This window comes from Sinomonas sp. RB5 (assembly GCF_054063535.1).
On sequence record NZ_JBSSGJ010000001.1, the window covers coordinates 500,852 to 524,704 of the forward strand.

Consider the following 23,853-nt stretch of genomic DNA (forward strand, 5'->3'; position numbering starts at 1 on the left):
CAGCAACTCAGAACGAAAGAAGCAATGACCGACAGCACCGCAACCATGCCCGCCACCGTCGCACCCGCCACCCTCAAGGAGTGGGCCGCCCGCCATGACGACCTCATGGTCGTGGACGTCCGCAGCGACGCCGAGTTCGATTCGCTCCACATCCGCGGCTCCTACCACGTGCCGCTGCCTCTCCTGAGCGAGCATGCCGAGGAGTTCGCCAGCCGGATGGGCACGCGCGTCGTCTTGGTCTGCCAGTCCGGGGCCCGGGCGGAGCAGGCCCGCAAGCGGCTCGCCGCCGTCGGCCTCGCCGGCGCCAGCGTCCTCGAGGGCGGCGTCCCGGCCTTCGCCGCTGCCGGAGGCGACGTCGTCCGCGGCGCCCAGACCTGGGCGCTCGAGCGGCAGGTGCGGATGACCGCCGGCTCGCTCGTGCTGGCCAGCATCCTGGGCGGCCGGTTCATCTCGCCCAAGCTCCGGCTCGTGGCCGGCGGGATCGGCGCGGGCCTGACCTTCTCCGCCGCGACCAACAGCTGCGCCATGGGCGCGATGCTCTCGAAGATGCCGTGGAACCGCTCCGCGAGCGAGCCCACCGCCCACCAGGCGCTCCAGCAGCTCGGGGACAGCCGGTGATCCTCACCGCGCTGGCGTTCGGCGCCGTCGTCGGCGGGCTCCTCGGGCTCGTCGGCGGCGGCGGGTCGATCCTCGCCGTTCCCGCCCTCGTGTACGGGGTCGGCGTGCCGCTCGCGGCCGCCATCCCCGGCTCCCTCGTGGTGGTCGGTGCGTCCTCCGCCGTTGCCGTCCTTCCGAGGGTCCGGCGGGGTGTGAACTGGCGCCTGGCCCTGATCATCGGGGCCGCCGGCACCGCCACCGCGTACCTCGGCGCGGCGGTCAACCGGATGATGGACCAGAAGATCCTCCTGCTCGCCTTCTCCGTGATCATGATCGTGGCCGGCCTCCGGATGCTCCGGAAGACCGAGGCCGTGGGCGGGTCCTGCGCACTCCCCACGGGTGGGGTCAACTGGCGGTCCTGCCTGCCCAAGGCGATCGCCACCGGCGCCGTGGTCGGGTTCCTCACGGGGCTCCTCGGGGTAGGCGGAGGGTTCCTCATCGTCCCCGCCCTGGCCCTCGTGCTCGGGCTGCCCATGGCGATGACCGTGGGGACCTCTCTCGTGATCATCGTCATCAACTCGCTCGCGGGCCTCGCCGCCCACCTGGGCGAGATGCACTTCGACTGGGCAGTGATCGGCGCCTTCGCGCTCGCCGCCATGGTCGCCTCGCTCGTGGCAGGGCGCTTCGGGCGCCGGCTTCCCGAGCACGTCCTCAAGCGCGGATTCGCGGGCCTCGTCCTGCTCGTGGCCGTCTATGTGGCCATCCAGGCCATCACCAAGTAGAGCAACTAGAGAAGGAGAACCACCATGTGTCGTCAGGTCGCCTGCAGGAAATGCGGAAAAGTCACCTGGGCCGGCTGCGGCCAGCACGTCCAGCAGGTGATGCGGGGAGTCCCGAACTCCCAGCGCTGCCAGGGCCACGAGAACGAGCCCAGCGCGATGTCGGCGTTCTTCTCTCGCCTCTTCGGGCGCTGAACCCCAGCACCTTCTGCACGGCCGCGGGCCGGCGGCTGCCACGCCGCTGGCCCGCGGCCGTTGTGGTGAGGGCGTGCTCAGGACGAGGTCTCGCGCCCGCCCTCGTTCTCCCGCACCACGAGCACCGGACAGGGCGCGTGGTGGACGAGCTGGGCGGACACGGAGCCCAGCAGCAGCCCGGCGAAGCCGCCGTGCCCGCGTGACCCGACGACCAGCAGGTCCGCATCCCGGGCCGCATCGAGGAGGACCTGCACGGCGCTGCCCTCGATCACCTCCGCGCTGAGCCCGCTGCGCTCGCCGCCTGCCGCGGAGAGCAGCGCGGCCTGGTCATCGGCCGCGCTCTGCCGGAACACGTCCACATCAGGGCCGGCGCCGGCGGCATCGCCGAGGACCGGATAGTGCCACGCCGTGATGACGCGCAGGCTCCCGCCGCGGAGCCGGGCCTCCTCGATCGCCCAGTCGAGCGCCTTCCCCGAGGCGGGGGACCCGTCCACCCCGACCACGATCCTGTAGCTCTCCATCCGAACTGCTCCTCCCACCGGGGGCCGACCTGGCCTGTCACCCCGATTGTGAGCGTGCAGCGGTGTGCAGGCCTAGGTGCCGGAAGACCCGGACCTCGACCGCCCTGCCGTCAGCCCCGATGCATGTTCCCTCCGTCCCTGCGGGTAGCTGCAGCAGAGTGGGCCGGCGTTTCTGTTCGAGGCAGCCGTTGCAGGGTAGGGCCCCAAGGAAGAGACATCGTCTCTATCGACCGGTTCACACGAGGGAGGCACCATGACCGATCTGCCGAGAAGGTATGCCCGCTATCTGCACGGCAAGGATCCGGCGGTGGTCGAGGCCGTCCGCCCGGTCATGGAGCAGTCCGCGGCGGAGGGGCTCTATGGCGTGCGCATCCGCTCCATCCCGGACGGCGTCCAGGCCGTCATCGACCAGGCGACCGCCTATGGGACGGTCACCGAAGCGTCGGACTAGCACCTCGCGCCGTCCCAGTCGGCGCCCTCGGTACGTGATGGACTCAACATGGATATGCGATGGCTCACCGACGTGGACTGGAAGGACCTCCTCGTCCCGCACACCGCGCTGCTGGAGATCTTCCTCCGGGGCAGCCTGGTCTACCTCTGCCTCTACGTGCTCCTGCGGCTGGTGCTACGACGCCAGAGGGGCGGCGTGGGGGTCACCGACCTGCTGGTGATCGTCCTCATCGCGGACGCAGCGCAGAACGCGATGGCCGGACAGTACACCTCGCTCCCGGACGGGCTGCTCCTCGTGGCGGTCATCATCGGCTGGGCCGCGGTCCTGGACTGGCTCGGATACCGGTTCCCCCTGGTGCAGAAGTTCCTTTCCCCGCCCCCGCTGGTGCTCTACAGCAAGGGGAAGCTGAACCGCCGCGCCATGCGCTCCGAGAACATCACCGTGGACGAAATCATGCAGGAGGTCCGCCTCCAGGGCATGACGAGCCTGGAGGAAGTGGAGCTGGTCGCGCTCGAGGGCGACGGTCAGATGAGCATCATCCTCAAGGACCAGCGTGCGCGCCGCCAGGGCAAGGACCTGGCGTGAACCGGGAGAACAGGGTCGGGGAGGAACGCAGATGGACGTGAAGGCAGCGATTGAAATCGCGGGCCAATGGGTGGACGTTGCAGGGGTGGCGACGGTGGTCCTCGGAGCCCTCGTGTCCATTCCCTTGGCCATTCGCCGGCAACGGGATGACCGCCTTACCTTCTACCGCTCCTATCGGCAGCTGCTGGGTCGCTCGATCCTCCTGGGCCTCGAGCTCCTGGTCGCGGCGGATATCATCCGGACGGTCGCGGTCACTCCCACTCTGCAGAGCGTCGCCGTCCTGGCCGTGATCGTGGTGATCCGGACCTTCCTCAGCTTCTCCCTGGAACTGGAGATCACGGGCCGCTGGCCGTGGCAGAAGGAGCAGACGCCCGCGTCGAGCGACACCCGTACGGTGGGGGCCTGACCTATCGCTGCAGTGGGACCGCCTAGTGCTGGGTCAACCCCTTGGCCCGGAAGTTGGCCGCCGTCACCGAGCGCAGGATCTCGGAGAGGGTGCTGATCTGGTGCAGCGCGCGGTCCTGCAGCTGCTGGAGCCTGGTCGCGTCGACAGGCAGCCCCTCGTCGATGAGGAGGAGGAGCGCCTTCCACAGGAGGCACTTTCCGGTCGCGGCGGTGAGGAGCGACTCGAGCTGGAGCTGCCCGGCCCGTCCCGAGGCCGCATGGGTGGGATTGAGCGGGTCGATCTTCGCGGCCTGCTCCGCCGCCCAGCCCGCCGCCTTCCGGTGGGCCGGAGGCTCCAGCCCGAGGGCCTGCACCATCCGGCCGAGCTCCTCCGCGTCCTCGCTGACCTCCTTCGCCAGCCTGTCCAGGGCAGACGCGTAGAAAGTGCCCTCCCACGCCTTCGCGGCATCCTCGAAGAGCCGTGTGCCCGAGGTGCCGGCGATGAGATGGCTGTGCAGGTATTTGGCGAGCACGTCGTCGTCGACCTGCCGCAGGTGGGGAGAGTCGGTCATGGGTCCTCCTGGCGCGATGGGCTGGCGTCCCACCCTTACCCGCCCCAGAAGGGCCCAAGCAGGGCCGGCTTCGTGGTCAGCCGCTCCAGATGTCTCCCGCCAGGAGCCTGTCAGCCTCGGCCTGGGCCTCGGCGTCGCCGAGCCCGGCCTGTCTCAGTTCGCGCAGCAGGCGCGTCCGCTGGTCGTGCGGTGCAGGAGTGAAGCCGGCCGGGCGCGCTGGGAAGTCGTGCTCGTGCTCGGGCCAACGGGCGGCGTTGCTGATGTGGAGGGCGGTGCTGGGCTGTCTGTTGCGGGGAAGCATGGCGGTCTTCCTTGGTCCGGGGGTGGCGCTGCCCGCGGTTCTCTGCTCGTTTGCGCGAGGGCGGCCCCGGCTGCTCGAGGCCATTGCGCTCATTCCATTCTCCCTCCAAAGCCCATCTTTGGAATGGGAATTTCCGAAGATCATCAGGGGGACGTTCGGCCCTGAGCCGCTCGATGGTTTGGGGAGACGCTGGACCCCAAGTACCCGGGGGCTGAGACAGAGTCGATGGTCGAAATGGACGGGGGCCGTATGCGCCCGGAACTGGGTCTGCCGGATGACCTCCGGCTGAAGGTCTTCATCGTCGAGGACCACGCCCTCACACGCGAGACCCTCGGAGACGTGCTCGAGGACCAGGGCTTCGAGGTCGTGGGGCGCTGCCCGGCTGCGGCGGCGACCGTGCGGGCCGTCGCCGCCGCGGCCCCGGACGTGTGCCTGCTCTCCTTGGGCCTCGTCGGAGAGAGCATGATCGAGGTTTGCCGGGCGATCACGGAGGCGGCGCCCATGATCGCGTGCGTCATGCTCTCGCTCCGGGACCGCCCCGGTGAGATCACCGCCTCCTTCAGGGCCGGAGCCTGCGGCTACGTCCTGGCCAGCCTCGCCGGGGACCGCCTGGCGTGGGCGCTGCGGGACGCCGTCCGGTGGCGGCGCAGCAGGAGGACGTCCAATCTGTCCTGAGCTGCGCCGCCACCTTTGCTCAGCCGGCGGCGTTCACCCTTCCGGTGGAGGCGCTCCAGGTCAGGCTGCCGCTCTCGAAGTCCTCCGCGCGCCCCACCGGGACGGAGTACTCGTCGGAGGTCGGGTAGCCGAGCCAGCTCCGCTCCCAGCCCATCGAGGCCCACGTCGCCCGGATCGCGCCGAGCACCGAGTGCGCTCCGGTCCATGGGGTCCAGTAGATCGAGGCTCCCTTGGAGAAGTGGTTGTAGCGGCCCGAGCCGTCCGGGGTGCCCTTCTCGTCGGTGATCGGGTAGCCCAGCGGGCCGTGCTCCCAGCCCGATGCTGCCCATTCGGCCCGGATCGCCCCGCGGATCGAGTGCGCCCCCGTGGTCGGCGACCAGAAGATCGAGGCGCCGCCGGAGCCGTTGAAGTGGTTGTACCTGCCGACGCCGTCGGGGGTCTTGCTCTCGTCCGTGGTCGGGTAGCCCAAGGGGCCGCGCTCCCAGCCCTTCTCTGCCCACTTGGCCCGGATCGCGCCCTGGATCGAGTGCGCGCCGGTCTTCGGCGACCAGTAGATGGAGGCGCCGCCGGAACCGTTGAAGTGGTTGTACCGGCCCACCCCGTCCGGGGTGCCCAGCTCATCGGTGGTCGGGTAGCCCAAGGGGCCCTTCTCCCACCCGCTCGCAGCCCACCGCGCCCGGATCGCACCGTGGACCTCATGGGCCCCGAGCGCCGAGGTCCAGTAGATCGACCCGCCGCTGGAACCGGAGAAGTGGTTGTACGCCCCGATGCCGTCCGGCGTCTTGGTCTCGTCCGTGGTCGGGAAGCCGAGGAAGCCCCTCGGGCCGCCCGCCGCGGCGTAGCGGGTGTAGATGGCCCCGTGCACCTCGTGCGCGCCGGTGGTCGGGGACCAGCAGATGATGCCGGAGGTGTAGTCCTGGCACGTGCCGGTGCCCACGCTGTACTCGGCGGTGAGGGCCTGGCCGAGCGGTGAGGCCCACCGGCCGGCGCCGATCTTCGCCGCGTAGGCGGCGACGGGATCGTCGATGCCGCTGCCGGTGAGCATGACCTCCTGGGCGCCGGAGCCGTCGTCGGCCGTGATGAGGTAGTAGGTGTCCGCGGTCCCGGCCTGCCCGAAGGCGGTGGGCGTGAAGGTCACGCTCTGGAAGACCGAGTCGCCCGGAGGAATGGTCAGGCCCTCGGAGACGGGGGTCGTGGTGGTGAACACGCCCTGCGGGGCCTTCGCCTTGGTGATCGTCATCGGGATGTTGCCGGTGTTCTGGATCTGGAACGAGCGCGTGGACGAGGTCCCGACAGCCACATCGCCGAAGTCGAGGGACGCGGGCACCTGCAGGTGGGACGCCCCCGAGATGGAGGTCGCCGCGATGGGCACGGTCACCCCGCCGAGGTTGCTCGTGACGGTGATGGAATCCGTGATCGACGCGGCCACGGTCGGCTTGAAGGCGATCGAGACCGGGACCGAGGCGAGCGGCTGGATCGTGGACCCGATCGCGGGCACCGTGGTCGGATCCGTGACGAGGCTCGCATCGGCGGGCAGGGTCACTCCGGTGACCGACACCGCCGTCGTGCCCGTGTTGACGATGTTGACGGTCTGCTGGCTGAGCGTGCCGGTCGGCACGTTGCTGAAGGCGAGCGACGTCGGCGTGGCGCCGAGGCCGTCCTTGGTACCGATCCCGTGGACCCCCAGCAGGACGGTCTCGCCGTCGGAGGTCTTCACGGTCAGGGTGCCGTCCGATTCGCCGGTGGCCGTGGGGGCGAACGTCACGGGGACGCCGAGGCTCGCGCCGGAGGCCAGGGCCTTCGGGAGGGCCACGGACCCGATCCCGAACGGGGCGCTCGTGGTGACCGAGCTGATCGTCACCGCGCGGGTTGCCGTGATGGTCACGGTCGTCGTGGAGCTCGCGCCGACCGCGACCTGGCCCAGGTCGCCGCTGGTCGACCCGACCGCCGCCTTGGTCGGGATGCCGAAGCCCAGCACGTGACCGTCCCGGGTGCCCACGTACACCTTCCCGGAGTTGGTGGCGGGCGAGGTGAACTTCGAGGCCGTGCCGATCGGGGCGCTGAAGACCTGCGCGAGCTTGCCCGTGCTGTCCGGGATGGCCCGGTACGCGCGCAGCTGGGCGTTGGTCCCGGTGTTGTTGTCCGTGTAGATGACCCAGACCAGGGCGGAGGAGCCGTCCGTGCCCGAGGACGTGACCACCGGCGAGCCGGACGTGTAGCCGAACGTGCCGGTGGAGGTGCCCACCGAGGCGAGCTTGACCCCGCCCGAGCTGTTGGGGACCAGCTTCGACGCCCGCAGGTAGCCCTTGTTCTCGACCTGGTAGACGTACCCGCCCTGCGTGGTGCCGAGGAACGCCGAGCGCCCCCACACCCCGTTGTAGGGCCCGGCCGTGTCCACGACCGCGTCGGTGCCGTTGACCCCTTGGGCCATGCCGCCCAGCGCGTCCCGGTCGAGCAGGTAGATGTGCCCGTCCTTGCCGGTCTGCACCATCAGGTGCGGGTGCGTGGAGGTGCCGTAGCCGTCCGGGATCGCGATCGGCGCCCCGGAGCCCAGGTCCGCATCATCCTGGTTCATCTTCACGTTCGCGGCGGGGCTGAAGAAGTCCTTCGCCGTCAGGTTGCCGTCCGTGCCGACCTGCAGCCGCACCACGGACTCCGCGAGGGTCGACGGCGGGGACGTCCCTGGGGACTTCTGTGGGGCGATCCCGTTGCCGGTCGAGAACAGGATCCGCCCCGGCCCGTCGGAGACCAGCCCGCCGCCGGACTGCCAGATGCCGCCCTCGGCATTGCTGATCCCCGTCTCGGTGGCCCACATCGTGGTCTGCTTGCCCGCCGTCGAGACCCCGACCACGTAGCCCACGAACGGGCTGTGGTCGCAGTGGCTCGCGAAGCCGGCGTACACCACCCCGCCCATGAGCAGCAGGCCTGGCCGCTGCATGGCCGTGAAGGCGTTGAAGGGCCGGGTCGGATCGTTGGTCGGGGCGCCGTCGATCATCACCGGGAAGCCGGCCCGCTCGGCGCCGGTGGTGACGTCGATCGAGTGCATGTACCAGTGGGGCAGCTGCGCGTTCCCGGCGTCGTTCGTCTTCGCGGTGAGGAACACGCTGTTCGTGGCCGCGTCGTAGACAGGGGTCGAGGTGATGCCGATGTTGGGCACCAGGTCCCCGCAGCCGATGGCGGCGGCGGGCCAGGCGGGGCCCACGGAGCGGGTCCACTTGACCGCGCCGGTCGTGGCGTCGAGGCCGTAGACGGCGTTGTTCTCCGTGGCCGCGACGACCGTCTGGCCGACCACGAGCGGCTGCGCGTACACCTGCCCGTCCACCGCGGCGGAGAACAGCTTGCCGAAGTTGGGGGAGGCCACCCCGGCGGGCGAGAGGGCGCTCTCATCGCTGTCCCACCCGGTGCGGAGGGTGTCGTGCGCAATGGTCCCGACGTCGGCCGAGGCTGCGGGGCCGGTCAGCAGTGCCGCACCGGCGAGGGCCCCGGCCAGGAGCGCTGCGAGTGCCCGCGGCGGCCTCCGGAGCACGTGGCGCAGGGCGCCGCGCATGCTGGGTCTTCCACTGGGCTCCATGAGCGGGTTCCCCCCCTACCCTGCCGCCGCTGGCCGGGTGCCGGCAGCGTGGTAGAAGGAGCGTAAAAATTGGGGCCCATGGGGCGCCCGAGTAATCCGTACCCGTCTTTTCAGGCTGCACTCAGGCTATTCCACGGGGATTCCCAGAAGGTGTACGTACCCCCGCCGGCGGCCGCCACTGGCCCAGTACCCACCCTTGCGGAGGTCCGTAAGCTGTGGCCATGGAAGGGGCACAGCCCTCCGGGGCGAGGCAGATCCTGACGCTGACGGTCAACCCGGCCCTGGACATCAGCACCGCGACGGCGAAGGTGGAGAGCAGCCACAAGCTCCGGTGCGGTGCCAGCCGGGTGGACCCGGGCGGGGGCGGCGTGAACGTGGCCCGGGTGATCCAGCGGCTCGGAGGGCGCAGCGTGGCCCTGTTCACCGCGGGCGGCCCCACCGGGGAGGCCTACCGCCGTCTCGTCGAGGCCGAGCGCGTCCCCAGCCTCGTGGTGCCCATCCGGGGCAGCACGCGCCAGAACTTCACCGTGGACGAGACCTCGACCGGCCGGCAGTACCGGTTCGTGCTGGAGGGCCCTGAACTCAGCGAGGCCGAGTGGGTCAGCTGCCTCGATCTCGTGGCGCACACGGTCCCACGGGGCGGGTACGTGGTGGCCAGCGGGAGCCTGCCGCCGGGGGTGCCGGACGACTTCTATGCCCGGGTGGCCCACCTCGCGCGGGAGAACGGTGCGCGCTGCCTCGTCGACGCCTCCGGCTCCGCCCTCGGCAGGGCCCTCAGTGAGGGCGTGTTCCTGGTCAAGCCCAGCCTGCGCGAGCTCGCGGAGCACGCGGGCGGGGCCCTCGAGAGCGAACAGGACCAGATGGACGCGGCCGCCGCGCTGGTCTCCGGAGGGTCAGCCGAGTACGTCGCCCTCACCCTGGGCGCGCGGGGCGCCGCCCTGGCGTCGAGCTCCGGCGTCCTGCGCCTGCGGGTCCCCAGCGTGCCGGTGGTCAGCACCGTCGGCGCCGGGGACAGCTTCATGGCAGCATTCGTCCTGCGGATGGCGCAGGGACGCCCCGCCGGGGAGGCCTTCAGGGCCGCCGTGGCTGCCGGGAGCGCGGCCGTGATGACCCCGGCCACCGAGCTGTGCCACCGCGCAGACGTGGAACGCCTCGAGGCCGAGCTGCGCTCGGCGTGACCGGCCGGGGCACCCCAGGAACCCGAGGCCGGGTTCCCGGGGTGTCGGGCGGAGGCTACTCCTCCAGGCCGGGCCTGAGGGCCCGCCGGACGAAGAACGCCGCCAGCGCCACCAGCACCAGGACGGCCGCGCCAATGCCCAGCCACAGCGCCATCGCGCCGCCGGAGGAGCCGGAGGCAGAAGAGCCCGACGCGGGGGCGGCCTGCGCAGGGGCCGACTGCGCGGCCCCCGTGCTCTGGGCCCCCGCGCTTTGGGCCCCCGAGGCCGCAGCCGCAGCGCCGCCAGCGGCCTTGGCCGTGAACGTGAAGGTGCCCTCGATGGGGTGGGAGTCCGCCGAGACCACGCGCCACACCACGGTGTACTTCCCGGCGGGGGCGCCGGACTTGAGGGGCTGGGTGACGCTGGTGTCCACGATCTTCGCCGGCCCGTCCGCCTGGTTGGTCCCGGTGGGGTCCTTGACGAGGATCTCGGTGCCCACCCCGATGGGCGTGTGGTCGAACGTCAGGACCACCGACGCCGGCAGGGTCGCCACAGTGGACCCGTCGGCCGGGTTGGTCGACTCGATGACGTCGTGCGCCTGGGCCGCTGGGGCCGGGAGGAGGGCGGCCGCGGCGACGAGGACGCTCGCGGCGGTGCGCAGGAGGCGGGCACGTGCAGTGGTGCGCATGGCTCGTCCCCCTTACTTCGCGGCCCGGCGGCGGCCGGCCAGGACGAGCCCGAGGGCGGCGGCACCGAGGACGGCGCCGAGCACGCCGAGCCCGAGGCCCCAGGCTGCGGTGGCGTCCGTGGTCTGGGAGGCCGGGGCAGCGGTCTGCGGTGATGCCGATGGGCTCGGGGCGGCGTCGTCGGCCGCGGTGGTGGTGAACGACGGCGCGGGGTGCTCCGGCTCCTCCTTGCCCGCCTCCGCCTTCTGGTCCCAGGTGACGACCTTTCCGTCGGTGTACGTCTGGGTCGCGGGCAGGACCACGGTGGTGCCGGCGGCGGGGAGCCGGCCGACGGAGAGGGAGAAGGCCTGGTACTCGTTGGGGCCGATCTCGTGGGCGGCGTCGGCCGTCCAGACCACCTCGGTGGGGGCCTTCGTGACGGTTGCGCCGGCCACGGTGACCGGCTTGGGCAGGGTGGTGGTGACCACCTGGGCGCTCCAGCCCTCGACCGGCCTGACCGAGACCGAGGTGAACGGGGTGTCAGTGGGGAGCTTGACCTCGACCTTCGTGGTCTTGGCGGTCGCGGACTCGTTGGGGATGTTGAAGGTGAGGTGCGAGAACCCGCCGGCGCCGGTGTCGTCCGGGCTGACGGAGACGTGGGCGTTGGCGGCCGCGGCGCCGGTGCCGATCAGTGCGGCGGTCGCTGCGGTGGTGGCCGCGGCCGTGAGGGCGCGGCGGAAGGAGCTCTTCATGGGTGTTCTAGGCCTTCGTCTTGGCCCGCCCGGGCGCGCTCGCGCCGGGGCGGAGGCGGGCAGGCATGGGCTGCCCGCCGGGTGTGCGGGTGTCCGGAGGCCGCCTCAGCAGGCGGCGGCGGACGCCGGTGGGCCGCGGAGGGCCGGAAGCCGCAGGCCGCGCCAGATCTTCGAAAGCGCCTTCGGGACGTAGGCCGGAAGAGCGGCGGCGGGCGCCCCCCCGCGGACCAGGAGCAGGCGTACGAGGGGACTCAGCCACGCCAGCAGCGCCCACAGGGCTGCCTCGCCCCTGGCGATCAGGAGGCCGACAGCGAGGGTCGCGAGCGCGTGCGCGGCGAGCATTTCCGGGCCGTACCCGTGGACGTGGCCGACCGGGCCGCCCGGCGAGGCCGCGCCGAGGACGTGGACGTGCCCGGCGGCAGGGGAGAGCTGCAGGGAGGCCGCGGACTCCGAGAGGCCGTCGAAGGCCGAGTGCAGGACCAACTGCCCGGTGCTCAGGAGCCCGAGCACCGTGGCGGGGGTGAGGCGCTTGCCCGAGAGCCACGCCGTGGGCAGCAGCGTCAGGGCCAGCAGCCCGAGCAGGATCAGCGGGTCCGGGAGGGCTCCGCCGGCCGCCGTGTGGGCGGCGACGGCGAGCAGGACGGTGGCGGCGGTGACCACGGCGGCGCGGGAGAGCCGGAATGCTGCGCGCACGCTCCCACCCGCCTTTCCTCGGCTCGCGCTAGGGACCCCTCAACTCTACGAGACGGCGCATTCCGCGGAAGAATCCGGACGCCCGGACGCCGCCGGACGCCGCCGAGGCCCGACCCCGGGACGATTGCCCCTACTTCGCAGCTCCCGTTGGCGGTCCACTTGAATCAGGAGGCAAGGAAGGGAGCAGGCAGATGGGGCGCAGCGGAACGGACGGCGTGCCGATTCGGGTCTACCTCCTCAGCGGCCGCGAATCGGCCCGGCATACGCGCAGGCGTCTGCTCGAGGCGCAGGGGATGGCCGTTGTGGGAGAGGCCGGCTCTGCGGACGAGGCCTGTGCCCAGATCCTCGCGCTGCGGCCGGACGTGGCGGTGCTGGATTCCCGCCTCGGCGACGGAACAGGCGGCGAGGTCTGCCTGCAGGTGCGCTCGGCGGACCCGGCGATCACCTGCGTGATCGTGGCCGGGGACCGGGACGCGAGGGCCCGCCGGGAGGCCGTCCTCGCCGGGGCGTGCGGCTGCCTGCCGGAGCAGATCTCCGGCGGGGACCTCGGCGCGGCGATCGGCCGCGCCGCCGCGGGGGAGCTCCTCTTCGATCCCGAGGACGAGGAGTGGGCCCTCGAGGGCGCGATCGAGGAGGCCGTCATGCGCCGGGGCATCGACCTGAGCCCCCAGGAATCCCGGGTGCTCGAGCTGCTGCACCGCGGGCTGACGAACCGGCAGATCGCCCACGAGATGGCGGTGGCCCAGAAGACCGCCCAGACCTGCGTCTCCTCGGCCCTGGCGAAGCTCGGCCGGGCACACCGGACCGAACCGCCCCAGCATGTGCCCCGGCCGGCCCACAGGGCAGGGCTCCGCCGGACCCTCACCGCCTCGTAGGGGGACCCAGAGGCGAGCCAGCGCGGAGGGTGCCTCGTCGGGCTTCCAGCGGACAAAAGGCCGTCCCCATGCCGCCGCCGGAGCGGTCTACCACTCCTTAGACAGACCTGTCGCACGGTTCCCCGCCTGGCGCCACCGGGGCACTTTCCTCGTGCTGTGGGAGGACGTGGCGCGGTTGTACATTGGGCGGATCGAACTCCGGCGCAGCTACCGCAAGTACAGCGCGCGCCTGGGCCGAGACTGACACGGACACGGCACAGTGCTGGCGCCAGGGTGGCAGGAGTCCACGGGGCCGTCCCTTCCTGCCCGCTTTGCGGCGCGCACGGCGGCGTTTCACACCGCGACACGCCGGCGGCGCGCTCCAGATGACGGCCAAAGTGGGCAGGAGCGGACGCACCCCGAGATCGCACGGGCAACAGGAGCGGACGGGCAGCCCCGCGGATCCCCTGTTGCGCGGGTGAATCCCCGCCGGTGAGCGCAGCGTGCCCCCGGGTGCGCGCGGTAGTCTGACCTCCGGCCCCGGCCAGCCCCGCGTCCCCGCCCCCCAAGGAGATCTCCGCATGGCGAACGGCAGCCCCGCCGCCCAGGAGCGCGCGCCCCTGCTGCGCCCCTGGCACTTCGTCCTCGCCTTCGGCGTGGTGAGCCTGCTGGCCGACATGGTCTACGAGGGCGCCCGCAGCATCATCGGCCCCTACCTGGGCACGCTCGGCGCCAGTGCCACCGTGGTGGGCCTGGTGGCCGGGGCGGGGGAGTTCATCGGCTACGGCCTGCGCGTGCTCTCCGGCCTGGCGGTGCGCCGCACCCAGCACTACTGGGCCTGGACCATCACCGGCTACGCCCTCACCGTCCTCAGCGTCCCGCTCATCGGGGCCACGGGCCTGATCGCCCCGGCGCTGCTGCTCTACGGCACCGAGCGTCTCGGCAAGGCGGTCCGCTCCCCGGCCAAGGACACCCTCCTCTCCCACGCCTCGACGAGAACCGGCCGCGGCAGCGCGTTCGGCGTCCACCAGGCGCTGGACCAGACGGGCGCCATGCTCGGGCCCCTGCTCCTGGCCGCCGTCCTGGCCTGGAACGAGGGCGACTACCGGCTCGCCTTCGGCGTGCTCGCCGTCCCCGGGGTGCTCGTCCTGGCGATGCTCGCCTGGCTGCGTACCCGCGTGCCGGACCCGGCCGTCTACGAGCACGACGGCGGTGCTCCCGCCCCCGCCCGCGGCCCGGACGCCAAGGGCATGGCCCGGGCGCACCTGCCGGCGAGGTTCTGGCAGTACACGGCCGCGGTGGCGGTCCTCTCCTGCGGCGTGGCGCCGTTCCCGCTCATGGCCTTCCACGCCCAGACCACGGGTCTCCTGAGCGATGCCCTCGTCCCGGTGGTCTTCGCCGTGGCGATGGCCGTGGACGGGCTCAGCGGGCTCGTGGTGGGGCGGCTCTACGACCGCCGCGGCCCGCTCGTGCTCCTCGCCGTCCCCGCCGCGGCCGCCGTCGCCGCGATCTCCTTCGGCGCCAGCGCCCCGCTGGTCTGGACGGGCGCCGCGGTGTGGGGGATCGTCAACGGCGTGCTGGACTCCACCGTCAAGGCCGTGGTCACCGAGCTCGTCCCCTCGCACTCCCGCGCCGTGGCCTTCGGCTGGCTCGCCCTCGTCCGCGGCCTCGGCCTGCTCGCCGCCGGCGGCATCCTCGGCGCCGCCTACGCGGCCAGCCCGGTCGCCGCGGTGACCGTGATCCTGGTCGCCAACGCCTTGGCCTTCGTGGGCCTGGCCCTCGTGCTGCGCCGGCTCCGGCGCGCCTGAGGGCCCACTTCGGCCGGCCCGGCGTCAGGGCTGCTCAGGCCTCGGGCCCCGTCTCGTGGTGGTTGGACTCGCGCCGGGACCAGTCCTCGGGGATCGCGGCCTCGAGCGCGTCGTCGACCGTGATGACGCCGAGGATGCGCCGGTCCTCGGCCAGTACCGGCATGGCCAGGAGGTTGAAGTCGGCCATGCGGGTGGTGACGTCGATGACGTCGTCCCCCGGTGAAGCGCAGACCACGTCCCGGTCGGCGACCTCTGACAGCGGGCGGGCGGCGTCGGCCTGGACGGCGTGGACGAGGCTGAGCGCGCCCTCGAGCGTCCCATCCGGGGCGAGGGTGTAGATCACGCTCAGGGCCTGGGGCTGGAGGAGCACCGCGCCGCGGACGGCCGTGAGGGCGTCGGCGATAGTGGAGGTGGCGGGCAGGGCGAGGAAGTCGGTGCCCATCAGGCCGCCGGCTGTGAGGTCGTGGTAGCCCAGGAGCCGGTGGACGCGGGAGTGCTGGGGTTCGGGCAGCAGGCCCAGGACGGGCGCGCGCCGCTCCTGGGGGAGGTCCATGACGGCGTCCGCGGCGTCGTCGGCCTGCATACGCCCCAGGACCTCGGCGACCTCCGCATCGGTGCGGCCCTTGAAGAGCTCCGACTGGCGGTCCTCGTCGAGCTCCTCGAAGACGTCTGCCTCGAGCTCGGGGTCCTCGTGGACCTGCGCGAGGAGCTCGTCCTGCTCGCTGCCCGTGGCCTCTTCGATGATGTCCGCGATCTGCGCCGGCTTCAGCTCCGGGATGCGGCCTGTGGCAGCCCGGACGCGGGCAGACTCGGCATGGCCGATCAGCGGTTCGAAGTCCATCCAGTCCCGCGGCGCGTGGGCAGCATGGCGGGGGCCCAGGCTGAGCCACCGCCGGCGGTGGACGTCCAGGCCGGTGGCGGCCCAGCCGTCCAGGACGGGGGCGAGCTGGACGTCGTAGGCCTTGACGAACGCCGCACGCGAGACGTCGATGAGCCGGTGGCCCAGCACGTCCTCCGAGAGGAGCACCTCGCCCTCCCGGCGGCGGAACTCGCGCACGCCGACCGTGCTGACCCCGAGCTCGATCCTCTCGGGCGCGAGGGCGGCGAGGTCGTGGGCCGAGACGAACACGCGGGTGTTCCCGACGGCGACGACGAGTCCCGTGACGAGGGGGTAGTCGTCGTGGCGGAGGCGGACGATGAGGTCGGCCAGGGTGCCCATGCGGTGCCCGTCGGAGTCGGCGACGGGCTGGCGCAGGAGGGCTGAGAGGGACAGGGCGGCGGTCGGTGCTGCGGTGGTCATCGAGTGCCTTTCGGTGCACAGGGGTCCGTCTGGAGGCGACTGTATGCCACCGGGGACGGGTCGGGGGAGGAGCGCCGGCTCACGCGCCGGCGAGGGCGAGCTGGACGACGCGGACGACCACGAGGATCATCGCCACGAGCAGGTACAGGCGCAGCACGCTCAGGCCGGCGCGGCGGGCCGCCGAGAGCTGCGGCCGCTCGAGCAGGGCCAGCGGCGGCATCCGCCACGTGGCCCGCTGGGACCGGTCCACGGGGGCGGCCGGGGGCGTCTTCCCGCTCGCCGCGGCGCGGAGGCGCACGACGGCGACCCCTGCTGCCGCGAGCAGGGCAAGGAGTGCCCCGCAGCCGAGGATCTCCAGGATCGTGGTCCCGTCGATGTCTGGGAACAGGACGGCGGCCGTGAGGACCACGGAGAGGATCACGAGGACGGCGATGACCGCCGACGTGAAGAGGTTCATGGCCCGCCCGTTGACCCACGGGCCCATGACCTGCCGGTCGTTGCACAGCAGGAGCAGGAACACGGTGGCCGAGGGCAGCAGGACCCCGGCGAGCACCTGCACGCCCACGGTCAACAGGCCCAGGGGACTTCCCGGGATGATGACGATCACGGCGGAGAGGACGATGATCCCGGCGAACGCAGCATAGAAGCCCTTGGCCTCGCTGGGCTTGCGGTGCAGGGAGTGCTTCAGGCCGAGGACGTCGCCGAGCGCGTAGGAGGTGGAGAGGCCCACGGCGGCGGCGCCGATGATCGAGGCGTCGATGAGCGCGAGCGCGAACAGGATCCCGGCGAGGTGGCCCACGTACTTGCCCAGGCCCTCCGCGACGCCACCGGCGTCGGTGAAGTGGCCGAACTCGGGATGGTGCGCGAAGGTGAACGCCGTGAAGGAGATGATGGCCGCGGCCCCCAGGACCACGATCACGATCCCGAGCCAGAGGTCCACCCGCTCGTACTTCATGTACCGGGGCGTGATCCGCTTGTCGATCACGTAGGACTGCTGGAAGAACAGCTGCCACGGGGCGATCGTGGTGCCCACGATCGCGATGATGAGCAGCGTGACGTCGGCGATGTCGGAGCCGGCCGGGATGCCGGGCACCACGAAGTCGTGGGCCATCTGCCCGTAGTCGGGGCTGCTCATCAGGAACACCGGGACCAGCAGCGCCGAGCCGATGACCAAAGCCATGCAGACCCGTTCGAAGCGCTGGAAGGACCCCGTGCTGGCAGCGCCAATGACGAACAGCGCGGCGACGGCCACCCCCGCCACCTTCGGCACGCCGAGGTAGTCGAGGCCGATCGAGATGCCGATGAACTCGGTGACGATGGTGAGGGCATTGAGGATGAACAGGTCGATCGCGCTGAACGCGCCCCAGAACTTCCCGAAGCGCTCGAGGATGAGCCGGGCGTGGCCCACACCGGTGACCACGCCGAGGCGGAGCACCATCTCCTGGTTCACGTACAGGACGGGGACCAGGAGCAGGAGCGTCCAGAGCAGGGACGTGCCGTAGTTCTGGCCGGCCTGGGTGTAGGTGCCGAACGCACCGGCGTCGTTGTCGCCGACCATCACGATCAGGCCGGGGCCGACGATCGCGAGGAGCGTCTTCAGCCGCCGCTTCCAGCTCGACTGGGCCGAGGAGTCGCCCAGCCGGATGGTGCCGAAGGCGCCCTGGATGTCGCCGACGTGGGCGGAGTCGAGGACCGCCGAGTCCTGGGGCGCGGGGAGGCCCGGCGTGGGGACCTTGGGCGTGGGGGCGTGGGGGATGGGGGTCTTGGGCATGGGAGGACCTGCTTCCTCCCGGCGGTGGCCGGGGATCGTGAAGCGGGCGCGCCCGGACACTCCGGGCCGGGCTGGGATCAGCGCGGCCGCGACGTGGGCGCGCGGCATTGGCGGAGGGGCTGAGCGCGGCTCAGCAGGTATGCGGGGAGGGACTACTGTCACCGCTGGACACGGTCGGCCACCTCCTCCGGACGCAGGTCGCGTGCCTTCAGGCGGCCAGCCAGAGAGGCCGGGCCCTTCCTCGTAAGACCTTTGGCACTTCGCGTCGTGACCCCGGGGAGGACCCGGAGAGCCAATCGGGGTTGCCCCTTAGCCCGGGGCAGCCTGTCCTGACCTGTGGCGTCTCTCGACGTTGGGGGTCGCTGGCTTGTGTCCGCGAAGGAGCCTCAGCTAACGAACGGCACCTTGCGCCCCGATGATACATGCCGAACCTTGGGGCGGCGTCCGGGCCAGCGCAGCCTCCCGGCGTGGGGGAGCGCTCAGCCGCGGCCGTGCTTCCGAAGGACCTTGACCTCGTCGTCTTCCTCTTGCTGCGACTGCGGACGCCCGGGCGTGTCGGGGCGGTGGAGGTCGATGAGTGCCCGCGCGAGGGCCCGCGCGCGGAGAGCGGCGCGCTGGTCTCCTTCGATGGAGGCGACCATGGCGCCCTTGGTGAGGATGTGGAAGGACCAGGCGAAGCCCACCGGGTCCTCGAGCCCGGCACCCTCGGCGAGGGCGGCGAGGCGTCCGCGGATGTTCGCGAGGTGCGCCATGGCGGCCTGACCGAGGGGATGCTCCGGGCCGAACTCGATCACGACGTGGAGGAAGGTGTTGACCTCGGCGGCGCCGCGGCTGAACCAGTCGTCGAGCACGTTGAAGGCCGCGAGAAGGGCGTCCTCAGGCGCGTGGGCATGGGTGATCGCATCCTCGATGGCATCGTGACGCACCTGGTACCAGCGGTCCATGTACGCCAGGACGAGGGCGTCCTTCGAGGGGAAGCACCGGTAGAACGTCGCCTTGGCGACCCCGGAGTGGGCGATGATCTCGTCGATCCCCACTGCGCGGACGCCGCCTCTGGCGAAGAGCCCATAGGCGGTCTCGAGGATCCGCTCCTTGGCCGGCTTCCGCACGGCACCTCTGCCCGCCTGCCCCGCATCTCCACCCATCATGGGCCCATCCTAGCCCTCTGGACAGACAGGTCTGTCTCGGTGCATACTCCTCGTGACGGAACAGACAGGTCTGTCTCGTTGAAGACTTCGAGGTAGCCAGCATCAATGCCGGGCACGGCCGCTGGGCGGTGCAGAGGAGGGTAGGTCGCTGTGAACGAGTCAGCTGTGATCGAGTCCAAGGGATCCCTGAGGCTCCTCGCCGGGGACCTGGCGGAGGACGCCGCCCAGGCGGGACGTGCGTCCGAGGGCGCTGCCGGCGAGGGTGCGGGGTCCGGTGTGGCGGGGGCGTTGGTGGTGGAGCATCTGGGTTTGGCGGATGCGCTGGCGCGGCGGCACCGGGTGCCCGGGCATGACTTCGAGGACATCCGGCAGGTGGCGCGGATGGGGCTGGTGATGGCGGCGCAGCGGTACCGGGAGGGTGCCGGGCACGGGTTCGTGCAGTTCGCGGTGCCCACGATTGCCGGGACGATCAAGCGCTATCTGCGGGACCAGTCCTGGGTGGTGCGCCCGCCGCGGTCGCTGCAGGAGCTGCGGCTGGGGGTCAAGGAGGCCCGTGGCCGGCTGGTGCAGGAGCTGGGCCGGGAGCCGTCCCTGGCGGAGCTGGGGGAGGCGACCGGGGCCAGCCCGGAGCAGGTCGCGGAGGCCCGCTCGGTGGATGCGGCGATGAGCCCGGCGGCGATCGAGCCGCTGGATTCCTCGGGCGAGGGCGAGGGGGAGCGCACGGCGCACCTGGTCCCGGTGGTCGAGGCGGGGTTCGAGCAGGTGGAGCTGCGCCAGATGGTCGCGTGCGCGCTGGAGGGTGCGAGCGAGCAGGACCGGCTGCTGGTGAAGCTGCGGTTCGTGGACGAGATGAGCCAGTCCGAGATCGCCGCGGAGCTGGGGGTGTCCCAGATGCAGGTCTCGCGCCTGCTGCGCCGGCTCCTGGACCGCATGCGCCGCAAGATGGCCGCCTGACCCCACCAACAGCAACCCACACCGAACGGACCCACATCCACAGACCACGACCGGAGACGCTGGACCCCACACAGCGGGGCAGCACACTGAATGGATGCGCCGTCGCCGGGGTATGAGGAGTAGGCAGTGGAGGTCAGAAATGCGACAGCTTGATAGGGACACCAAGTCCGGGGCCGGCCGGGTGCAGAGCGGCGGCCAGAGGGTTGTCGCCCATGACGGCAGCCGGGAAGTGCATGGCTACGCGGTCGGCGCAACGGACGGATACATCGAGGCTGTCTGGGCAGTCGTCGCCTCCGGGCGGCAGCGCAGGAGGGCATTCCCCGCTGGAGACGTGTTCATACCGTCCCACGCGCAGCAGTGGGCCGGGGTGCCGATCAGTGACGATGGGCTCCGCCTCGCGGCCCGCGCCGCCAAGGCCCATGCTGCCCAGGCACAGGCAGGGCGCCCGGAGCGGCGCGCCTCGGGCCATTCGCACTGGGCAACCCACTCCGACCACGCGGCGTAAGTCCTTTGGGCGGGACGAGTACGTCGCCGGAGGCACCAGAGGTCGCGAAGGTCTCCCGACCAGGCCTTCTGCGCCGGGTCGCTGACATCGCCGTGGCCTCGGACCCGGGGCTCGGGAGGCTCCAGCTCGGCCTGGCCGGGGCCGGCAACGTCGCGGTGTGCATGGTCGTCGGCTACGGGCTCGCCCTGCTGCTCCACGCGGGTGCCCAGGGGACCGTCGTGTTCATGCTGCTCAGCAGCGTGGTGGCGATGATCGGCACTAACGCACTCGTCGACCACCGCATCCGGGCCAACGCGATCACGGCCGCGTACTTCCCGCTGGCCATGGGCGCGGGCATCACGGCCGGCACGCTGCTCGCACCGAGCCAGCCGGCCTCGCTCGTCGGCTTCGTCGTCGTGATGTTCCTGGCCGTGTGGATGCGCCGGTTCGGGCTGGGCTACTTCTTCTACGGCTTCATGCTGTGGAACGGCTACTTCTTCGCGTCCTTCCTCAAGACCTCGCTGCCGGCACTCCCCGCGATGCTCGTGGCCATCATCGTCGCGACGGCGTTGGTACTGCTGCTGAGCTGCACCGTCTTCCGCCGGCATCCGCGCCGCACCCTCGCCGCCGTCTTCCGAAGCATGAGCGCCCGCCAGCGCGGCCTCGCACGGGCCTGTATCGCGCTGCTCGAGGCTGATCCGGGCAGCCCGGGGGCAGACCGCGCCTCGTTGGCGATCTTCCGCGCGCGAGCGAGGGCCACAGAGGCGGCGCTGATGAGCGACGGCTGGGCCGCTCACGCTCCGGCGCTCCCCGAGGGATGGACGGCGTCCACGCTGCGTGCGCGGCTGCTCGAACTGCAGCTCGGTCTCGACCGCCTCACTCTTGGAACCAGACAGCTCGCCGCGACCGACGCCGCCCCGGCGATCCGGGCCGCTGCCGTGGAGGCCTTGGGCGCGCTCGCCACCCCGAATCCCGCCCGCGCCCGTGAAGCCGCAGCGGCCCTCCCCGAGCTGGCCTCCGCCGCGCCCCTCAGCGTGCAGGCAGCGGCCGCCGACCTGCACCGCGGCATCAGCATTGTCACGTCGGTGCCGAACCGGCCGGTGCTGAGCCGCACCGTGCAGGAGAACGAGCCGGAGTTCGTGCCAGCGGCCGGGCTCGTCCTCGGGCAGCTGCCCGGAATCCCGAGCGTCGCGTCCGAGGTCGATCCCCGCGGCGCAGCCTGGAACCCGCTCACCCGGCTGCAGTTCGCCACCAGGCAGGCAGTGCAGGTCGCGGTCGCCGGAAGCCTCGCAATCCTCGTCGGAAGCCTCATCAGCGGGCAGCGCTACTACTGGGCGGTCATCGCCGCGTTCGTGTCCTTCGCGGGAACCGGCACCCGATTCGACACCACCCGCAAGTCGCTGCTGCGCGTGGCGGGAACCTTGGGCGGTCTCGTCGCCGGCGTCGTCGTCGCCCGCCTCACCAACGGGAACCTCTTCGCCGCACTCGCCGTGATCGTGGCGAGCATCTTCTGCGGCAACTACCTCATGCGCATCTCCTACGCATACATGATCTTCTTCCTCACGATCATGCTCAGCGAGCTGTACGCCCTCCTCGGCCAGTTCTCTGACGAGCTCCTGCTGCTGCGCCTCGACGAGACTGCCGCGGGGGCGGCGGTCGGCATCGCCGTCGCCCTCCTCGTGACGCCGGTCAGCACCCGCGACACCATCAAGGTGGTCCAGGGCTCTGTCCTCGCGACAGTCGCCGACCTGCTCGGCACGCTGCACGATCGCGCCCTCGACCCGGCCTCCGTCAGCGCCGATGCCGTCGACGAGCGAGTCATCGCCGCCGACAATCAGCTGCGCCGGCTCGTCCTGGTCGGCGAGCCGCTCACCCGGTACCAGATCTGGGAGAACCGGCCCCGAGCCATCCGGCGCCGCCTCACCCTCGTTGCGAACATCGTCGCGACGGCGCGTTCCCTCAGCGACGCCGCTTCCAAGCTGCGCCAGCCCGATGGCGAGCTCGCCGCCGAAATCGGGAAGGTGGCCGACCTCGCGCGGACGGCGGCCGGCGCCACTGGGGACGGCGCAGCACCCGCAGCCGTGCCAGTGCTCGCGGGAGAGCCGCTCGACCCCAGCGCCCGTGCCATCACCCAGAACCTGCCCACTCAGGCGCACGCCGCGCTCGACCGCCTGCAGGCCCTGCTCAGGGAGATCGCCTAGGACACTGCGTCCAGGTGCTCGGCGATGGCCCGCGCCCACCTCATAGGGTGGCACCGCGCCACCGGCCGTCGCTGGGGGGCTTCGGGCAGTGCATCCGTCAAGATTCCGTCAAGGTTTGCCCGGGCCGCGTCAGCGTCCCGCAAAGATCGGCCAGCCGGTGCCGCGCGGGGTGCTCTCATTCAAAGAGGGCCCCCTCGAGGGCCCGGGAAGGACACAGCGATGAGCGCGACCCAGGGCGGCATGCCCCTCATCGTGATTGACGACGACGGCGAGTTCCACCTCTTCCGGACTGAAGCCGAGCTGCTCCGTTCCGACGAGCGGCCCGGGAGCAGCCGGTGCATCATCGACCGCTCCGGCCAGTACTGCCATCTTCTCGCGGGCCCGGACGGCCTGCTCGCTGTGAGCCGGCCCCTCGGCCCCGCGGACCACTACTCGCTCCGGCAGCAGTTTCTCCGCCGGCAGCACGACCATCCCGAGGCCCACCGGCTCCTGCGGCGCTACCCCTCCACCCGCGAGGACGTCCTCGCCAGCATCTTCGAGGAGCTCGAACTCGAAGCCCCCTCGGACACGCAGGGCTGGACCGTCCAGGCCGGCGCGGTCGCCAGGCCCTGTGCGGGGCTCCATGCGGTCGACGAGCAGATGGCCCGCCGCACCGGAGCGGTGGTCGTGTCCGACCCGTACGGCCACCGCTACGTGCCCCACGCGCCGATGAACCGTGCCCTCGCCCGGCGCCTTGGGGGCCGGCCGCTCTACATCGAGATCGGAACGCAGTTGGCCGGGCCAGACGTCTGCGCCTGGCCCGGTCAATGATGGTGCGTTTACCGGCTGTCTACCGGCATAGCCACACCGCCCCCGAGGACCTTATCGTCCTGTATCGGTAAATCGTGGTTCCGTTCCGTGTGTGGCCGACCGGGCCGAGGCTCGTTCCGCCGTGATACCTCCCCGCGATGTCGTTGTAGCTGTCGACCGTCGTGCGGTCATAGGCGCAGCCGCGAGTAAGGCTCCCTCGAGCGGAGTTCCAACCGTTGTTGTAGACCCAGCCCTCGCCCCGGTAGGACCAACCCCACCACTCGCGCTTCTCGATCTTCAGATAGTTCGCGCATCCGTAGGTGCCACGGCAGTTGCGGCTGAGGTAAGCCCACCCCTGGGCGGTGGTCGGACTGATCCTATACGGCGCGTAGACCGAGTAAGTGAGTGCCGCGGCCTCCGCCGGGGCGGCGTTGAGCGCTCCTCCGGTGGCGATCAGGGCAACCAGGCCAAAGGTTGCACCGATTCCCTTCAGGAGCCTGGAAAACCGAGAGGTTCGAGTTCTCGGCCGTTCGTGCGGCTCCGCCGAGGCAGGGTTCGCCCGCGTGTCCTGGGCGGATTGATCGAGAATGTTTGCCATGACAACTCCTTAGTTGTTGTGGGCCAATGGTGCGTGGTCGATTCCTTA

The 23,853-nt window shown here is 71.5% G+C and carries 24 protein-coding genes and 1 riboswitch; of the genes, 13 read left to right on the forward strand and 11 right to left on the reverse strand.

Annotated elements, in window-relative coordinates:
• Nucleotides 1-24: 24 nt before the first annotated feature.
• Nucleotides 25-618: a rhodanese-like domain-containing protein gene (locus ACVWWH_RS02380; RefSeq protein WP_457315467.1), complete on the forward strand. Its 594-nt coding sequence runs from the start codon at nt 25-27 to the stop codon at nt 616-618.
• Entirely contained in the window at nt 615-1,379 is a 765-nt protein-coding gene (locus ACVWWH_RS02385) for a sulfite exporter TauE/SafE family protein (RefSeq protein WP_066499334.1), read from the forward strand. Before ACVWWH_RS02380 ends, ACVWWH_RS02385 begins: the two co-directional genes overlap by 4 nt.
• A 269-nt stretch (nt 1,380-1,648) precedes the next feature.
• Here ACVWWH_RS02385 and ACVWWH_RS02390 read toward each other — a convergent pair whose 3' ends face one another.
• On the reverse strand, nt 1,649-2,092 hold the full coding sequence (locus ACVWWH_RS02390) for a universal stress protein (protein WP_457315468.1): 444 nt from the start codon (nt 2,090-2,092) through the stop codon (nt 1,649-1,651).
• 253 nt (nt 2,093-2,345) lie between these two features.
• Here ACVWWH_RS02390 and ACVWWH_RS02395 point away from each other — a divergent pair, with 253 nt between their 5' ends.
• Genes ACVWWH_RS02395 through ACVWWH_RS02405 form a run of 3 tightly spaced genes read left to right on the forward strand, consistent with a single transcriptional unit; the run spans nt 2,346 to nt 3,534 of the window.
• The gene (locus tag ACVWWH_RS02395) at nt 2,346-2,543 is read left to right on the forward strand and encodes a hypothetical protein (protein ID WP_066499323.1); all 198 of its coding nucleotides are present in this window, start codon (nt 2,346-2,348) and stop codon (nt 2,541-2,543) included.
• Between the two features lie 48 nt (nt 2,544-2,591).
• Nucleotides 2,592-3,128 (forward strand): DUF421 domain-containing protein, encoded by a 537-nt coding sequence (locus tag ACVWWH_RS02400; RefSeq protein WP_457315469.1) that lies wholly within the window; start codon nt 2,592-2,594, stop codon nt 3,126-3,128.
• Between the two features lie 31 nt (nt 3,129-3,159).
• On the forward strand, nt 3,160-3,534 hold the full coding sequence (locus ACVWWH_RS02405) for a DUF1622 domain-containing protein (protein ID WP_457315470.1): 375 nt from the start codon (nt 3,160-3,162) through the stop codon (nt 3,532-3,534).
• 22 nt (nt 3,535-3,556) lie between these two features.
• Here the strand turns inward: ACVWWH_RS02405 and ACVWWH_RS02410 are convergent, their stop codons facing one another.
• Together ACVWWH_RS02410 and ACVWWH_RS02415 are read right to left on the reverse strand one after the other, a co-directional pair.
• Nucleotides 3,557-4,084 carry a hypothetical protein gene (locus ACVWWH_RS02410; RefSeq protein WP_066499316.1) on the reverse strand — a complete coding sequence of 176 codons (528 nt, stop codon included), beginning with the start codon at nt 4,082-4,084 and terminating at the stop codon, nt 3,557-3,559.
• Between the two features lie 76 nt (nt 4,085-4,160).
• Complete coding sequence (locus tag ACVWWH_RS02415; RefSeq protein WP_457315471.1) at nt 4,161-4,385, reverse strand: hypothetical protein; 225 nt, start codon at nt 4,383-4,385, stop codon at nt 4,161-4,163.
• A gap of 249 nt (nt 4,386-4,634) precedes the next feature.
• On the opposite strand from ACVWWH_RS02415, the gene ACVWWH_RS02420 reads away from it, so the two are divergent.
• Nucleotides 4,635-5,060, forward strand: a complete 426-nt coding sequence (locus ACVWWH_RS02420) for a response regulator (RefSeq protein WP_457315472.1) — start codon at nt 4,635-4,637, stop codon at nt 5,058-5,060.
• Between the two features lie 19 nt (nt 5,061-5,079).
• Here the strand turns inward: ACVWWH_RS02420 and ACVWWH_RS02425 are convergent, their stop codons facing one another.
• Nucleotides 5,080-8,607, reverse strand: coding sequence for an Ig-like domain-containing protein (locus ACVWWH_RS02425; protein WP_457315473.1), 3,528 nt, complete (start codon nt 8,605-8,607; stop codon nt 5,080-5,082).
• Nucleotides 8,608-8,852: 245 nt separating this feature from the next.
• Between ACVWWH_RS02425 and ACVWWH_RS02430 the strand changes: the two genes are divergently transcribed.
• Nucleotides 8,853-9,809, forward strand: a complete 957-nt coding sequence (locus tag ACVWWH_RS02430; RefSeq protein WP_457315474.1) for a 1-phosphofructokinase family hexose kinase — start codon at nt 8,853-8,855, stop codon at nt 9,807-9,809.
• Between the two features lie 55 nt (nt 9,810-9,864).
• On the opposite strand, the gene ACVWWH_RS02435 is transcribed toward ACVWWH_RS02430, so the two are convergent.
• The 3 genes from ACVWWH_RS02435 to ACVWWH_RS02445 all read right to left on the reverse strand — a co-directional run bounded on the left by ACVWWH_RS02435 (nt 9,865) and on the right by ACVWWH_RS02445 (nt 11,898).
• Complete coding sequence (locus ACVWWH_RS02435; protein ID WP_066499305.1) at nt 9,865-10,476, reverse strand: copper resistance CopC family protein; 612 nt, start codon at nt 10,474-10,476, stop codon at nt 9,865-9,867.
• Between the two features lie 12 nt (nt 10,477-10,488).
• The gene (locus tag ACVWWH_RS02440) at nt 10,489-11,205 is read right to left on the reverse strand and encodes a YcnI family copper-binding membrane protein (RefSeq protein WP_457315475.1); all 717 of its coding nucleotides are present in this window, start codon (nt 11,203-11,205) and stop codon (nt 10,489-10,491) included.
• A gap of 105 nt (nt 11,206-11,310) precedes the next feature.
• Entirely contained in the window at nt 11,311-11,898 is a 588-nt protein-coding gene (locus ACVWWH_RS02445; protein ID WP_457315476.1) for a hypothetical protein, read from the reverse strand.
• Nucleotides 11,899-12,089: 191 nt separating this feature from the next.
• Here ACVWWH_RS02445 and ACVWWH_RS02450 point away from each other — a divergent pair, with 191 nt between their 5' ends.
• Both ACVWWH_RS02450 and ACVWWH_RS02455 read left to right on the forward strand, forming a co-directional pair.
• Nucleotides 12,090-12,773, forward strand: coding sequence for a response regulator transcription factor (locus tag ACVWWH_RS02450; RefSeq protein WP_457315477.1), 684 nt, complete (start codon nt 12,090-12,092; stop codon nt 12,771-12,773).
• Nucleotides 12,774-13,333: 560 nt separating this feature from the next.
• Entirely contained in the window at nt 13,334-14,560 is a 1,227-nt protein-coding gene (locus tag ACVWWH_RS02455) for an MFS transporter (protein ID WP_457315478.1), read from the forward strand.
• A 34-nt stretch (nt 14,561-14,594) separates the two neighbouring features.
• Here the strand turns inward: ACVWWH_RS02455 and ACVWWH_RS02460 are convergent, their stop codons facing one another.
• The 3 genes from ACVWWH_RS02460 to ACVWWH_RS02470 all read right to left on the reverse strand — a co-directional run bounded on the left by ACVWWH_RS02460 (nt 14,595) and on the right by ACVWWH_RS02470 (nt 18,779).
• On the reverse strand, nt 14,595-15,860 hold the full coding sequence (locus ACVWWH_RS02460) for a magnesium transporter MgtE N-terminal domain-containing protein (RefSeq protein ID WP_457315479.1): 1,266 nt from the start codon (nt 15,858-15,860) through the stop codon (nt 14,595-14,597).
• A gap of 79 nt (nt 15,861-15,939) precedes the next feature.
• Nucleotides 15,940-17,631, reverse strand: coding sequence for an NRAMP family divalent metal transporter (locus ACVWWH_RS02465; protein WP_457315480.1), 1,692 nt, complete (start codon nt 17,629-17,631; stop codon nt 15,940-15,942).
• A gap of 230 nt (nt 17,632-17,861) precedes the next feature.
• Nucleotides 17,862-18,036, reverse strand: a riboswitch (M-box (ykoK) riboswitch).
• A 74-nt stretch (nt 18,037-18,110) separates the two neighbouring features.
• The gene (locus tag ACVWWH_RS02470) at nt 18,111-18,779 is read right to left on the reverse strand and encodes a TetR/AcrR family transcriptional regulator (RefSeq protein WP_084249551.1); all 669 of its coding nucleotides are present in this window, start codon (nt 18,777-18,779) and stop codon (nt 18,111-18,113) included.
• Nucleotides 18,780-18,929: 150 nt separating this feature from the next.
• Between ACVWWH_RS02470 and ACVWWH_RS02475 the strand changes: the two genes are divergently transcribed.
• The 4 genes from ACVWWH_RS02475 to ACVWWH_RS02490 all read left to right on the forward strand — a co-directional run bounded on the left by ACVWWH_RS02475 (nt 18,930) and on the right by ACVWWH_RS02490 (nt 23,228).
• A complete protein-coding gene (locus ACVWWH_RS02475; RefSeq protein ID WP_457315481.1) occupies nt 18,930-19,733 on the forward strand; it encodes a sigma-70 family RNA polymerase sigma factor in 804 nt (267 codons plus the stop codon).
• 139 nt (nt 19,734-19,872) lie between these two features.
• Entirely contained in the window at nt 19,873-20,238 is a 366-nt protein-coding gene (locus ACVWWH_RS02480; protein WP_457315482.1) for a hypothetical protein, read from the forward strand.
• A gap of 92 nt (nt 20,239-20,330) precedes the next feature.
• Nucleotides 20,331-22,418, forward strand: a complete 2,088-nt coding sequence (locus ACVWWH_RS02485) for an FUSC family protein (protein WP_457315483.1) — start codon at nt 20,331-20,333, stop codon at nt 22,416-22,418.
• A 219-nt stretch (nt 22,419-22,637) separates the two neighbouring features.
• Nucleotides 22,638-23,228 carry a hypothetical protein gene (locus ACVWWH_RS02490; protein ID WP_457315484.1) on the forward strand — a complete coding sequence of 197 codons (591 nt, stop codon included), beginning with the start codon at nt 22,638-22,640 and terminating at the stop codon, nt 23,226-23,228.
• A gap of 19 nt (nt 23,229-23,247) precedes the next feature.
• Here ACVWWH_RS02490 and ACVWWH_RS02495 read toward each other — a convergent pair whose 3' ends face one another.
• The gene (locus ACVWWH_RS02495) at nt 23,248-23,805 is read right to left on the reverse strand and encodes a hypothetical protein (RefSeq protein ID WP_457315485.1); all 558 of its coding nucleotides are present in this window, start codon (nt 23,803-23,805) and stop codon (nt 23,248-23,250) included.
• Between the last annotated feature and the right edge of the window lie 48 nt (nt 23,806-23,853).